At 35.8% G+C, this 14,449-nt stretch carries 14 protein-coding genes; 1 reads left to right on the forward strand and 13 read right to left on the reverse strand.

Annotated features, from left to right (window positions below; all coding sequences use genetic code 11):
- Positions 1–139: 139 nt before the first annotated feature.
- The 8 genes from ACFSJT_RS15990 to ACFSJT_RS16025 form a co-directional block, all read right to left on the reverse strand.
- Positions 140–1,084, reverse strand: coding sequence for an N-acetylornithine carbamoyltransferase (locus ACFSJT_RS15990; RefSeq protein ID WP_378321338.1), 945 nt, complete (start codon positions 1,082–1,084; stop codon positions 140–142).
- Positions 1,081–1,890: a glutamate 5-kinase gene (gene proB / locus ACFSJT_RS15995; protein ID WP_378321339.1), complete on the reverse strand. Its 810-nt coding sequence runs from the start codon at positions 1,888–1,890 to the stop codon at positions 1,081–1,083. Before proB ends, ACFSJT_RS15990 begins: the two co-directional genes overlap by 4 nt.
- On the reverse strand, positions 1,868–3,064 hold the full coding sequence (locus ACFSJT_RS16000) for a glutamate-5-semialdehyde dehydrogenase (RefSeq protein WP_378321340.1): 1,197 nt from the start codon (positions 3,062–3,064) through the stop codon (positions 1,868–1,870). Before ACFSJT_RS16000 ends, proB begins: the two co-directional genes overlap by 23 nt.
- Positions 3,061–4,206 (reverse strand): aspartate aminotransferase family protein, encoded by a 1,146-nt coding sequence (locus tag ACFSJT_RS16005; protein ID WP_378321341.1) that lies wholly within the window; start codon positions 4,204–4,206, stop codon positions 3,061–3,063. The genes ACFSJT_RS16000 and ACFSJT_RS16005 overlap by 4 nt, the downstream gene beginning before the upstream one ends.
- Before the next feature lie 66 nt (positions 4,207–4,272).
- Complete coding sequence (gene proC, locus ACFSJT_RS16010) at positions 4,273–5,067, reverse strand: pyrroline-5-carboxylate reductase (protein WP_378321342.1); 795 nt, start codon at positions 5,065–5,067, stop codon at positions 4,273–4,275.
- Between the two features lie 93 nt (positions 5,068–5,160).
- The gene (gene argC / locus ACFSJT_RS16015; RefSeq protein WP_378321343.1) at positions 5,161–6,138 is read right to left on the reverse strand and encodes an N-acetyl-gamma-glutamyl-phosphate reductase; all 978 of its coding nucleotides are present in this window, start codon (positions 6,136–6,138) and stop codon (positions 5,161–5,163) included.
- The gene (locus ACFSJT_RS16020; protein WP_378321344.1) at positions 6,135–7,325 is read right to left on the reverse strand and encodes an argininosuccinate synthase; all 1,191 of its coding nucleotides are present in this window, start codon (positions 7,323–7,325) and stop codon (positions 6,135–6,137) included. The genes argC and ACFSJT_RS16020 overlap by 4 nt, the downstream gene beginning before the upstream one ends.
- Positions 7,313–7,954 carry a GNAT family N-acetyltransferase gene (locus ACFSJT_RS16025; protein ID WP_378321345.1) on the reverse strand — a complete coding sequence of 214 codons (642 nt, stop codon included), beginning with the start codon at positions 7,952–7,954 and terminating at the stop codon, positions 7,313–7,315. Before ACFSJT_RS16025 ends, ACFSJT_RS16020 begins: the two co-directional genes overlap by 13 nt.
- Positions 7,955–8,695: 741 nt before the next feature.
- On the opposite strand from ACFSJT_RS16025, the gene ACFSJT_RS16030 reads away from it, so the two are divergent.
- Entirely contained in the window at positions 8,696–9,001 is a 306-nt protein-coding gene (locus ACFSJT_RS16030) for a hypothetical protein (RefSeq protein WP_378321346.1), read from the forward strand.
- 70 nt (positions 9,002–9,071) lie between these two features.
- Here ACFSJT_RS16030 and ACFSJT_RS16035 read toward each other — a convergent pair whose 3' ends face one another.
- The 5 genes from ACFSJT_RS16035 to ilvN all read right to left on the reverse strand — a co-directional run bounded on the left by ACFSJT_RS16035 (position 9,072) and on the right by ilvN (position 14,404).
- Complete coding sequence (locus tag ACFSJT_RS16035) at positions 9,072–9,629, reverse strand: outer membrane beta-barrel protein (RefSeq protein ID WP_378321347.1); 558 nt, start codon at positions 9,627–9,629, stop codon at positions 9,072–9,074.
- Between the two features lie 307 nt (positions 9,630–9,936).
- Entirely contained in the window at positions 9,937–10,488 is a 552-nt protein-coding gene (locus ACFSJT_RS16040; protein ID WP_378321348.1) for a hypothetical protein, read from the reverse strand.
- Positions 10,489–10,686: 198 nt separating this feature from the next.
- Positions 10,687–11,952 (reverse strand): threonine ammonia-lyase, encoded by a 1,266-nt coding sequence (gene ilvA / locus ACFSJT_RS16045; RefSeq protein WP_378321349.1) that lies wholly within the window; start codon positions 11,950–11,952, stop codon positions 10,687–10,689.
- 219 nt (positions 11,953–12,171) lie between these two features.
- A complete protein-coding gene (gene ilvC / locus ACFSJT_RS16050) occupies positions 12,172–13,647 on the reverse strand; it encodes a ketol-acid reductoisomerase (protein ID WP_378321350.1) in 1,476 nt (491 codons plus the stop codon).
- A 223-nt stretch (positions 13,648–13,870) separates the two neighbouring features.
- Positions 13,871–14,404: an acetolactate synthase small subunit gene (gene ilvN, locus ACFSJT_RS16055; RefSeq protein WP_378321351.1), complete on the reverse strand. Its 534-nt coding sequence runs from the start codon at positions 14,402–14,404 to the stop codon at positions 13,871–13,873.
- Between the last annotated feature and the right edge of the window lie 45 nt (positions 14,405–14,449).

The raw sequence follows: 14,449 nt of genomic DNA on the forward strand, positions 1-14,449 counted from the left end.
GCGAGACATTTTCTTAACGTTCGGTCCTCACCAATTTTGGCTACTAATATTTGTTGTTGTTTCATTTCTTTCTAAATTACACCTCACCCTAGCCTTCTCAACAAGGATAGGGAACTTTGGTATAGTAGTTTTAAATCACTTATTTACTTTCCAATATTTTCTTTAATACTAGCTGGGCAGCATATGTTCTATTATTTGCTTGCTCTATAACTATTGAGTTTTCCTTATCAAGTACTGCATCATCAACAACAACATTTCTTCTAACCGGCAAACAATGCATAAACTTTGCATTATTGGTTTGCTTCATTTTTTCTTCAGTAATCTTCCAACTTTTATCCTCACTCACTTTACCGTAATCTTCATAGGAACTCCAATTTTTTACGTATATAAAATCCGCGTCTTTAAATGCATTTTTCTGGTTGTAATCAATAGATACCCCTTTCGTAATTTCGCTGGCTAACTCATATCCGACAGGGTGAGTAATTACGAAATCTGCTTCCATACGTTGCATCATCTCTACAAAAGAATTAGCAACGGCCTGGGGTAAAGCTTTAGGATGCGGTGCCCATGATAATACAACCTTTGGTTTATTTTTCTTTTTATGTTCGATAATTGTTATGGCATCGGTTAATGCCTGCAAAGGATGGCCTGTAGCGCTTTCCATATTAATAACCGGTATAGTAGCATACTTTATGAAGCTTTGTAACACTTTTTCGTTATAATCGTCTTCTCTGTTTTTTAATTTTGCAAAAGCACGAATTGCCAATACATCGCAGTATTGAGAAACGACCTGAGCCGCTTCTTTTACATGCTCTGAGGTTCCCTGGTCCATGACTGCACCATCATCATATTCTAGTGACCATCCTTCGCCTGTAAAATTCATGACAATCACATTCATTCCAAGATTCGTAGCTGCTTTCTGGGTGCTTAAACGTGTACGAAGGCTAGGGTTAAAAAAAAGAAGTCCAATTGTTTTATCTGTACCCAGTGTTTTATTTGCTAATGGATTTTTCTTCAATTCAATTGCCTCATTAACCCAGTTTTCTATAGAATCTATATCTTTTATGGAAAAATAATTCTTCATTTTAAGTTTATTTTCTCTTTTTTATTTTCTCTGCAAATTCTTGTAAATGAAATTTTATTTTCAATTGCTTTTATTAAAAAATTATCTGTAAGCCCGTTTACAATCCAAGTCTCTATTGCTTCCTTTTGTGCTATTTGAGCTGCTTCAATCTTTGATTTCATTCCGCCCGTACCATGAGAAGAAATTAAAGGTGCTACTTCATTTTCAAGCGATTCAATATCTGCTACTTCCTGAATAGTCTGATATGTATCATTCTCTACAGATTCTTTGGTACAAATTCCATCTGTATTTGTAGCAATTACTAGTAAATCTACATGTAATAATGCTGCTGTTAGGCCAGCTAACTTATCATTATCCCCAAATTGAATTTCGTCTATAGCCACCGTATCATTTTCGTTTATAATGGGTATGTAATTATTGGCAACCAGCACATTAATAGTATTTACGATATTCTTTTTAGATTGCTCTCTTTCAAAATCAGAATATGAGAGTAAACACTGTGAGGTTAATAAACCTAGATCTCTGAAGCTTTCTTGAAATATTCTCATCAAATGAGGCTGACCAATAGATGCGAGTGCCTGCTTTACATTAATTTCTTTTCCAGTACTTTCTAAATTAACAAACTGCTTTGCCACAGCTATGGCTCCTGAACTTACAATTACAAATTCATAAATATCCTGTAGTGCCACTATTTGCCTACCAATATCTTCGATCTTACCTCTAGAGATCTGGTCGGTTCCCTTTGTCAGGGTGTTAGATCCTATCTTTAGAACAATCCTTTTTTTATCTGATTTGCCCGTCGCCATGTATATACCATTTATTAGTCACCAAATGTTGTAGTCCTATTGGACCTCTCTGGTGCAATTTATCTGTGCTTATTGCTAACTCTCCTCCTAATCCAAGCTGAAATCCATCTGTAAACCTGGTAGATGCATTGTGATACACTGCTGCACAGTCTACTGATGACATGAACGATTCAGCCTCCTTTTTGTTTCTTGTAATAATTGCTGCAGAATGTCCTCCACTGTACTGATTAATTTTTGTAATTGCATCAACATTACTTTCGGTTTCCCCCAATACAATTTTATAATCTAAAAATTCTTCGTACCAAACAGAATCAGCTTTGATTTGTTTTACTTCCTCATACTTTGACAATGATTCATCACCGAGGATCTCTACGTTATAATTTTTAAGGGTGGTGATCAAGTTTCTCACAAAATCCTCTTTATTGGGAAGGTTTTTGTCAATCAACACCTTATCTATCGCATTACAAGCAGAGATTTTATCTGTTTTTCCGTTAATGATATTATCCAATGCCAAACCTCTATCAGCTTCTTTATGAACATATACAAAGTTGTTTCCTCTTCCGCTAACGATTACAGGGCACGTAGCATGGGTTTTTACAAAATCAATTAATTTCTCTCCTCCTCGCGGCACTATCAAATCTACTTTTTGAGTTGGTTTTTCGAGAAATGCCTGAGTCTCTGTCCTATTATAGTTCAAGTATTGTACCCAATTGGTAGTTATATTATTTTCAGAAAGTGCCTGATGCCAAAGCTTGACGATTTCCAAATTAGAATGGATAGATTCTTTACCTCCTTTAAGTAAAATCTTATTTCCAGATTTAAAAGCTATTCCTGTTGCCTCTATGGTAACATCTGGCCTGGACTCATAAATAATCAATATGGTGCCAAAAGATGCAGTTTTATTAGTCACTTTCATTCCGTTATCATGTACAAACCTAAATCTTTCTACTCCAACCGGATCATCCAGTTCTGTTAGTTGCTGAAGTGAAGAGATCATTCCTTTAATCTTGTTTTGATCTACTTCTAACCGATCGTACATCGCCTTGTCATTACCCGAGTATGCGTCAAGGTCTTTCTGGTTAGCATTGATGATCAACTCGCTCTTTTGATGTACAAGAGTAGCCATGTTGTGCAGTACTGAATTTCTCTGTTCTAAACTCAATTGTATACTCATAATCCTACTTTTTGGCTCTTTAAGACACTTTGCAATGCTTTTATAAATTGATCTATTTCCTTCTTTCCTATAGTAAGTGGTGGAAGTATCCTGAGCAGTTTTTTATTCATAGCGCCTCCTGTAAAAATATGTTGATCACAAATGAGCTTCCTTCTTAATTCGGCTACTTCAAAATCAAATTCTAAACCGAGCATTAGCCCTCTTCCTTTTATTTTTTTCAGTCCGGAAAGACCATAGATCTGCGATAAAAAGTAATCCCCTGTTAACCTTGCATTATCGATCAAGTTTTCAGTTTTAATGACTTCCAGTACTGATAATGCTGCTGCACATGCCAGATGATTTCCACCAAAGGTAGTTCCCAACAATCCGTAGCTTGGTTCTATGTGTGGAGCAATCATAATGCCTCCTACCGGGAAGCCGTTACCCATACCTTTTGCTATAGCAATAATATCGGGGGTGATGCCATGATATTGATGTGCAAAGAATTTCCCTGTTCTTCCGTATCCTGATTGGACTTCATCCAAAATCAAAACCGCTTTAAATTCCTGACATAGCTGCTCTACTTCTTGAAAAAAGGCTGTTGTACCTTCATCTAATCCGCCCACACCCTGGATAGGTTCTATAATCAAAGCACATACATCTTCTTTTGCCAATTCTGCTTTTACTAACTCTATCTGGTTTAGTGGTAAAAAGGTTACATTTTGCTGCTTGTTGAGTGGTGCATTGATTCTTGGATTATCTGTAACTGCTACTGCTGCAGAGGTTCTACCATGAAAGGCATTATTGAACGCAATAATTCTTGATTTTTCTGTATAAAATGAAGCTAGCTTTAATGCATTCTCATTGGCTTCAGCTCCTGAATTGCATAAAAACAATTGATAATCATTGTATCCTGAGAGTTCCCCAAGCTTTTGGGCCAATTGATTTTGCAAACTATTTTGAACCGCATTAGAATAAAACCCTATTTTATCTACTTGTTCTTTTAACCTTTTAACATAATGAGGATGTGAATGACCAATCGAAATCACCGCATGACCGCCGTATAAGTCCAGGTATTCTGTTCCGTTTTTATCAATCACAGTGCTACCGTAAGCCTTTACGGGCTCTACCTTATATAATGGATATACATCAAATAATTTCATAATATTTATAATTAAAATTCTGACTAAAAAGCCCTCACCCCAATCCTCTCCCAGAGGTAGAGGGATCTATTTTATAGTGTTTATTTTTTCATAAGACGCCATTACTCCTTTTATTACCGAAGAACTTAGCCCTTGATGTTCCATTTCATTCAAGCCTTCTATAGTACATCCTTGCGGTGTGGTCACTTTATCTATCTCACGCTCAGGATGAGTATCATTTTCTGCAACCAATGTTGCTGCTCCAATAGCAGTTTGCACAGCTATAATTTGAGCTTCATGTGGATGAAATCCCATTTGTATGCCACCTTGAATCATCGCTCTTAGAAATCTTAAAAAAAATGCGATTCCACTGGCCCCTAAAACTGTAGCAGCTTGCATTAATCGCTCTTCAATAACCAGAGTTTTTCCGATGGTATTAAACATTTTTTCTACAAAATCGAGTTCTTCTCTCGCATCCTCACTTGCCGAAATACAAGTCATAGACAGCCTTTTAGCCGCGCCAGTATTGGGCATTACTCGTATTACGGTATTATTTGGTACCACCTCATTGATCTCTGCCATTGACGTGCCTGTTACTGTAGAAATTAATATCTGATCGTTAGTAACGATATCTGTAATTTCTTGTAAAACAGCATTTAGTTGTCTTGGTTGTACACAAAGGATAACCCATTTTACTTGTTTTATCGAGGTTACTATATCTTGCGATGTCGAAACACCAAATTTTTCTGCTACCTCTTCTAGATTATGCTTTGACTTATCAACTACTGTGATATTTTTCGCTTCAAACAAATCACTATTTGCCAGACCATAAATAATCGATTTACCTAAGTTCCCTCCTCCTATGATTGTTATTTTGTTCATTTTGTCTTCTATTTTGTCAGTCTGGGCCTGTCGAAGACCCACAATATTTGTATTTTTGAGGTACACTTCGACAAGCTCAGTGTGACATCAATGTTAAAAAGCACTTGCTTTTAATTCTAATCCTGTTTTTTCTTCTAATCCGAACATCAAATTCATATTGTGAATTGCCTGTCCGGAAGCTCCTTTGATCAAATTATCAAGTATCGATGTTATGATTAGCATTCCTTTCTTTTTACAGATATGAAGGATACACTTGTTGGTATTTATAACTTGTTTCAGATGAATTTCCTCATCAGAGATTACGGTAAACTCAGCATCCTTATAAAATTTTTTGTATAATTCAACAGCCTTCTGTTCATCATCATCATACTTCGTATATATGGTTGCATAGATTCCTTTACTGAAATTCCCTCTATTTGGAATGAAGAAAATAGTAGTTTCGAAATCACTTTGTAATTCTGTTATACTTTGTTCAATCTCTCCTAAATGTTGATGGGTAAACATCTTATAACTTGAAAAATTATTATCCCTCCAACTGAAGTGGGTCGTTGCACCAGGCATCACTCCTGCACCAGTACTACCTGTTGTTGCATTTACATGAACAGTGTCGACAAGTTTACCAACTGAAACTAATGGTAACAATCCTAATTGAATTGCAGTAGCAAAACATCCTGGGTTTGCGATGTTTTGAGCAGATTTTATACTTTCTTTTTGTAATTCTGGCAGACCATAAATAAAATCTCGATTCAAATACCTTTGATCATTTTTCAATCTGAAATCATTTCCCAGATCTATTACTTTAGTTTTTTCAGAAAAATCATAAGTTTTTAAGAAAGACTTTGATTTTCCATGACCCAAACACAAAAACACTACATCCACATTGGGATTTATCATATCGGTAAATTTCAAATCGATTTCTCCTATCATATCTGGATGTTGTTTGTGAATTGATATACCAGCATTCGTCGTACTGTAAACAAAATCTAGATCTACTTTTGGATGGTGAATAAGTAACCTTAACAACTCTCCTGCCGTATATCCTGATCCTCCTATGATTCCTACTTTTATCATGATTCAGTTGAATTTACATTGTGATAAATTTTATTGGCATTTCCATAAATTTTAATAAAACCTTTCGCATCATCGGCTGTCCATGAGTTGTTCATCTCCCCATATTGTCCAAAATCAGATTTCATCATATCAAAATCAGACTCTATACCTTCCAGAGTAAAATGATATGGCTTTAACTTAACTTTTACTGATCCTGTTACCGATTTTTGAGAGTCCTCCATAAAAACCTCAATATTTCTCATTACCGGATCCAAATAATTACCTTCGTGCAACAACATGCCATACCAATTGGCCAATTGCTCTTTCCAGTACTGTTGCCATTTAGTTAAAACATGCTTTTCTAATAAGTGATGTGCTTTAATAATAACTATGGGTGCAGCCGCTTCAAATCCTACTCTTCCTTTAATTCCTATAATGGTATCCCCTACATGAATATCTCGGCCAATGGCAAATGCACTTGCTAGTTCTTCCAGTTTTTGAATATTTTTTACGGGATTTTCTATAACTCCGTTTACTCCTATCAATTCCCCTTTTTCAAAATTGAGTTTGATAGTCTCTTCTTTTTCATTTTGAAGTTGACTAGGATATGCTTCTTCTGGCAATGAATCATGGGAAGTCAAGGTTTCTTTACCGCCGACACTTGTTCCCCAAATTCCTTTGTTGATCGAATATTGAGCTTTTTCCCAACTATAATGCACACCGTGATTTTCTAGGTATTCCACTTCTGCCTGGCGGGAAAGTTTAAGATCTCTAATCGGTGTGATAATCTCAATCTCTGGGGCTAATGTTTGAAAAATCACATCAAATCTGATTTGATCATTACCTGCTCCTGTACTACCGTGTGCAATGTATTTTGCCCCTACTTTCTTGGCATAGTTAATCACCTCGATAGCCTGAAAAATTCGCTCTGCACTTACTGAAAGAGGATATGTATTATTTTTTAGTACATTACCAAAGATCAAGTACTTGATTGCCTTTTGATAAAACTCATCTAATATAGTTTTATTGACGTGATCTGCACTCCCTAATTCATAAGCTCTCTTTTCTGTTTCTTCTAATTCTTTTACAGAAAATCCACCGGTATTTACCAATATGGTATGAACTTCCAGATTCATTTCATGAATGAGGTATTTTACACAGTATGAAGTATCTAAACCTCCACTATATGCCAATACTACTTTTTCCATAATAACAATTGTTTATTGCTCGTGATCATTGTCTGCTTAATATTCTTTAATCTTTTTAATATTTTCTTATTGAACCACTTTTCCTTTTTCTTTAATTTTTTTGTGGGATCATACAGCATCCCTGTACAAAGACACATTTTATATTCTTTCGCTGTTAGAATATCAAAATTTGTACATGTTTTACAACCAGCCCAGAATTTAGGATCATCGGTGAGTTCTGAAAAGGTAACAGGTTTGTATCCAAGATCCGAGTTAATTTTCATTACTGCCAATCCCGTTGTAATACCAAACACCTTTGACGCTGGATACTTTTTCAAGGAGTAATTAAAAGTGAACTCTTTAATCTTTTTTGCTAAACCTTGATTTCTAAAATCGGGATGCACTATCAATCCAGAATGTGCTACATATTTCTCGTGACCCCATACCTCTATATAACAAAATCCCGCAAATCGATCACCAGACAAGGCGATGATTGCATTTTTGTTCTCCATTTTGGCATGGATATATTCTGGAGTACGTCTTGCAATACCTGTTCCTCTGACTTTGGCAGAGTCTGATATAACGTCACATATCTCTTGCGAGTACTTAAAGTGACTTTCGTCGGCTATGATGATATCTACCTGTTTCATAAACGTGTTTCCGTTTATCAAATAGTTTAATTATTAAAATTTATGATTGGATTCCGAAAAAAGACTCGAGTGTTGTAAATGATTATACAAAAGCTATTAGCCCTATTATTAAAATTTATTTACATCGAAAATGGAATATGTCTCTCGGGGAAGTAGGACGCACCTACTTCAAAAGAAAATTAGACCCCCTAGGGGCGACGAAAACGACGTGCTGGTATAACTACGTTACTTGGTTTGTTCAAAGATTGAACTCTAACTTCTGAATAAATAAAATTTGCCGTTTTCATAATAGTAACTCTAAATCGTCGGCCGTAGCCCCTTTCGTTAACTAGATAGTACAATAATACGTAAAAAAATAATCGGTTCCATCATCTAAAGGTGGAATTTCTTGTTTTTTTTCAGATTGTTTCTTTTTTCTAAATTAAATGATAAATTCTTATTGAATTCAAAGAAAAGAGGAAAATACTCTAAAGAGCACTTTTCTGGGTCAATCGGGTTAAAAATCATTTTTAGGACTTTAACATAGTTTTTGTAATACTTTTCAATACACTTTTCATCAAAAAAGTACCACAAAACATAATTAAATCTTGTTAAGAACTCATTATATCTTTAAAAAGCGAATAAATACTTTAAAGTACCGAAATATTCTTCCAAACAATTGATTTTAATAGCTTCTTTTTAACAAACTGTTTTCATTTTTACATTCATGAAGCAGTTAATTTTATAGGAAATAGAAAAAATATGAGAATTTGGGGCTTACTTCTATGTTTTTTACTGTGCAATAGCATGTACGGACAATTTGTAGTGGAAGAAAACGATGTGGTACTATTAAAAAAAATTATTTACGAGTATTTCGATGATGATAATTTCGAGCAAAAAACAAATATAGAGAATTCTTATAACGTTGAGGAAGATCATTTCTTAAGGGAAACTCCAGCAATTGTTTATGAGAGAATTAGTATTCTTTACAATCCTAGCAATCCAAACCATGTTCTTTATGAGCATTACGAAAAGTTGGAACGAATTGTAAGACAAACTGAGTATTAAAAATCTGGACACAAATAAGAAAGGCGATCTGGGTAGATCGCCTTTCTTGAAATATTACTTACAATTTCTACTACTGTCCTCCAAAAGTAAATAACAATCCGATATTAAATGAAATATCATTTACAGAAGCCTCTCCCGTTTTACCTGCGCTTAAATACGCAGCATTCATATTAAGCACCCCGTACTTAAATCCTAAAGCAGGACGAAATGCAAAGTTTGATGTACTTGCTGATAGCTCAGCCGAAGATCCATCTACTTCGATAGCACCAATCGATGCGAGACCTAAACCAAGACTACCATAAGGTCTAAATCCTGATTCTGTAAAATAATAGCGCCCGTTTACCATATAAGTGGCTACAGCAACATTTCCTACAGATACACTTGCTTGTCCATTTCCTGCAGTAAGTTCTGATCCTATAAGGAAATCTCCGGTATATAATAAAGAAACATCGATGTTCTCTGTAACGCCATATCCAAGTTCGAAATGTGCAGAGAGACCACCGTCGGTAAAGTCGGCAACGTCTCCAGACGGTATAGCATAACCAACACCAAAACCTAATTTAACTTGTGCCTCGGCACTTGTAAAACCTAATACTGCTATTGCAGCAAAAAATAAAACTTTTTTCATAATTGAATTTAAATTTATGTTGAATACCTTACTTATCAACTATCAGACCAAAAATTAAAACATCCCTGATTTGGTACTTAAGATAAACATATGCAATTCTTACTTGATTGATTTATTAATCTCTAGTAATCAATCTCTTAAGCATTACAGAAAAGCCCTTAAAAAATGCCTCTAGAGGTTTCTTATGTTTTAATCGAAGCTTCAAGACTATAAACTATTTATTCATTTATATATTCGCTTTATAACACTAAACAAAAAAGACGATCTATTTAGACCGCCTTCTTTAAAATATCATTTACAGTTTCTATTACTTTCCTCCGAAAGTAAATAACAATCCAATATTAAATGAAATATCATTTACAGAAGCCTCACCCGTTTTACCTGCACTTAAATATGCAGCATTCATATTAAGAACTCCATACTTAAATCCTAAAGCAGGACGAAATGCAAAGTTAGATGTGCTTGCCGCCAGCTCTGCTGAAGAACCATCTACTTCAATAGCTCCTATCGATGCAAGACCTAAACCAAGACTCCCGTAAGGTCTAAATCCTGATTCTGTAAAATAATAGCGTCCGTTTACCATATAAGTACCTACAGCAACGTTTCCTATCGATCCGCTAACTCCAGCTTCGTCAAGATCTGCTCCAACCAGGAAATCTCCTGTATAAAGGAAAGAGACATCAATATTCTCTGTAACGCCGTATCCAAGTTCAAAATGCGCAGAAATACCACCGTCTGTAAAGTCAGCAACATCTCCTGATGGTACTGCATAACCAACACCAAAACCAAGTTTAACCTGGGCGTTTGTAGCCGTTAATCCTAATAAAGCCACAGCAGTAAAAAGTAATAATTTTTTCATAATAGATTTTAGGTTTTATCGTTAAAGTGTACGAATATATCGATAAAAAACATTAATTAACAAATTTTTATGTAAAAAAATTATGGTTAAACCGTAATTGATTGATATTTAACTAATTAAAAAAGAGACCCTTAAGGGGTAGGAGATCCATATTAATCAATAAGTGCTGACAAAACTATTTAAACTTCGTCTATGTAGTTACACCAAAAACTGAAACAAATCTGGTTTATCATTAAGATAGTCACCGAAGAAATTAAGTGCTTTCATTCTTGAGATTAAAGGCTCGAGGTCTTTTTTATCTTTCAATTCTATACCAACTACTGCAGGGCCATTTTCTCTACTTGACTTTTTAGAGTATTCAAAATGAGTGATATCGTCATTAGGGCCTAATACTTCTCCCACAAATTGCTTTAGTGCCCCTGCCCGTTGCGGAAAACGAACGATGAAATAATGTTTCAAATCTGCATACAACAAAGCTCTCTCTTTGATCTCTGCAGTACGAGTGATATCGTTATTACTACCACTTACTATGCAAACTACATTTTTCCCTTTGATCTTTTCCTTATAAAACTCTAAAGCAGCCAGGGTTAAAGCTCCCGCCGGCTCTACTACTATGGCATCTCTATTATACAAATCAAGTATTGTCTGACACACTAGTCCTTCGGGAACAGTATACATATCTGATAAATATTCTTTGCAAATTTCAAAATTGAGATCCCCTACTTTTTGCACAGCGGCCCCATCGATAAATTTATCAATATCAAAAATTTCGGTGTTTTTATTTTTTTTAATAGAAGTAAGCATAGAAGGAGCTCCTTCAGGTTCAATACCAATAATTTTAGTTTTAGGCGATAAAGCTTTTAAAGCACCACACAATCCAGAAGCTAAACCACCACCACCGATCGCTACAAAAACATAATCAATAGGGATGTCTGCCTGTTTGAATATTTCAAGACCGATTGTGCCCTGACCTTCTATGGTTTTAGGGTCTTCAAAAGGGTGAACAAATGTTTTTCCTTCAGACTCACACATTTTCATTGCTGCTCTTGAAGAATCATCAAAAGTATCTCCCTCTAAAACGATATGAACGTGATCCCCTCCAAACATTTGCGTTTGAGCCACTTTTTGTTTAGGAGTCACCGAAGGCATGTAAATTGTACCCTTAATGCCCAAATGATTACAGGCAAAAGCCACGCCCTGCGCATGATTACCTGCACTGGCACAAACTACCCCTTTTTTTAATTCCTCATTGGATAGTGAACTTATCTTATTAAAAGCACCACGTATTTTGTATGAACGAACACGCTGAAGATCCTCTCTTTTGAGTAAGATATTGGCATCATATCTTCTAGAATACCGGATGCTATTCATCAATGGAGTTACCATAGCAACTTCTTTTATAGCAGAAGCCGCTTTCTGAATATCTTCTAATTCAGGAAAATAGGTGGTCGTAGCGGTACTCATAATTCCATTATCGTATTTATTAATTCTTTGTTAGCCTGGATCTATCAAAGCTCACACAATACACATCTCAAAACTTTAACAGATCCGGCTTAACAAAATTTAGTTGGTTTTTATATTTCTCAAAGTCAACTACCCCGGGGCAATCCCATAAGGCATCCAGCTGAAACACCTTTTTTTGATTTCGGGGCAAGCCCGGAGAATTAAACTCCAAGATGTGGATTAAACTATGGGTGTCATCGCCGTCATCGAAGCCCTTAACCTTGCTCCCACCGTTTCTATAGGATGATTTCTAAATGCAGCATTTACTTCAATCAATTTTGCATTATCAACCCCATTATCTTTTCCTTGATCAAAAGCTTTTCCAATAACATCGGTATCCATTTTTTTCATAAAATCTGCCAATAAAGGTTTACAAGCATGATCGAATAAATAACAGCCATATTCTGCAGTATCAGAAATCACGCGATTCATTTCAAACAACTTTTTGCGTGCAATAGTATTCGCAATAAGTGGTGTCTCGTGTAATGACTCATAATATGCTGATTCTTCAATAATTCCTGATTCTGTCATTGCTTCAAAAGCCAGTTCCACCCCAGCTCTAACCAAAGCCACCATCAAAACACCATGATCATAAAACTCCTGTTCTGAAATTGCAACGTCACCCGCAGGAGTTTTTTCAAATGCGGTTTCGCCGGTAGCAGCCCTCCATGACAATAGGTTTTTATCGTCATTGGCCCAATCTTCCATCATTGTTCTGGAAAAGTGACCGGTCATAATATCATCCATATGTTTCTGAAATAATGGCCGCATGATATTTTTTAACTCTTCAGATAGCTCATAAGCTTTTATTTTTGAAGGATTCGATAAACGATCCATCATATTAGTGATTCCCCCGTACTTCATCCCTTCGGTAATGGTTTCCCAACCGTATTGGATCAATTTTGAAGCATATCCGGCGTCAATTCCTTTTTCAATCATTTTATCAAAACATAAAATAGATCCTGTTTGCAGCAAACCACAGAGTATGGTTTGCTCTCCCATGAGATCAGACTTTACTTCGGCTACAAAAGAAGACTCTAACACCCCTGCTCTATTACCACCTGTTGCCACAGCATAAGCTTTGGCTTGATCTAATCCATGTCCCTGAGGATCGTTTTCAGGATGTACTGCGATTAAAGTAGGTACTCCAAACCCCCTCTTATACTCTTCTCTCACTTCAGATCCCGGACATTTAGGAGCAACCATGATTACCGTAAGATCATCTCTCACCTGCATTCCTTCTTCTACAATATTGAATCCATGAGAATAAGATAATGTAGCACCTTTTTTCATCAATGGCATTACTGTATTGACTACCTGAGTATGTTGCTTATCGGGTGTAAGATTAATCACTACATCGGCATCAGGAATCAATTCTTCATAAGTACCTACGTTAAAACCATTATCGGTAGCATTTTTATAGGATTGTCTTTTTTCGTTTATAGCTGCATCACGTAAAGCATATGAGATATCAAGTCCAGAATCTCTCATATTTAATCCTTGATTAAGGCCCTGAGCACCACATCCTACAATCACAATTTTTTTCCCTTTTAAGGCGTCAACACCTGCCGAAAATTCCTCGGCATTCATGAATCTACATTTTCCTAATTGCGTTAATTTATCTCTTAATGATAGCGTATTAAAATAATTTGCCATTTCCTTTTTTAATTTGTTACTATTTCCGATTGGAAATCTGATTTAATTTTGATTTTTGGTTGTTTATTTTTGGTGTTCCCTTCGACTGCACTTCGACAAGCTCAGTGTGACACCTCAGGGTCGGGCTATACACTTTATCTTTTATTTTTGACCCCTTCGGAGAACCTCAGGGGTCAAAAATAAAAGGATGCCGCTGCTATCCCTGCCTACCGTCAGGCAGGCCTTACACGGTTTCTATTGCAAATTTTTCAAGAATTGTGGATATGTGCATCTTTTCTTTAGTAACTGCTATCCGACCTGATCTGGTAAATTGCATTAATCCATAGGGTTCTAACTTATGATATAAAGCATCAACCTCTCTTCGCCTTCCCGTTTTTTCTAACACAAAAAACTCTGGAGTAACGGTAACTATATTTGCGTTGCTATTCTTTATAACATTTTGAATTTGACGCTCTTCGAAAAGTAATTTTGAGGCTACTTTGAACAATGCAGTTTCCTGGTAAATAATATCTTCTTCCTTGTGATAAAAAGCCCTGATCACCTCTATCTGTTTTTCAATTTGTCCCACAATCTTCTTTACTTGTTCTTCTGTTACTTTCACAGCGATTGTAAATCGAAAAACATCTTTGATTTCAGACTGAGAAGCCGTCATACTATCCAGATTAATATGACGCTTTAAAAAAATTGCAGATATTCTGTTAAGCAATCCTATATTATTTTCGGTGTATACCGATATTGTGAAATTCTCTTTTTCCATTATTTTAAATTATATGGATTCCAGCCTACGCCGGAATGACAAATT

The sequence above is a fragment of the Aquimarina celericrescens genome (assembly GCF_042682765.1).
Taxonomy (GTDB): Bacteria; Bacteroidota; Bacteroidia; order Flavobacteriales; family Flavobacteriaceae; genus Aquimarina; species Aquimarina celericrescens.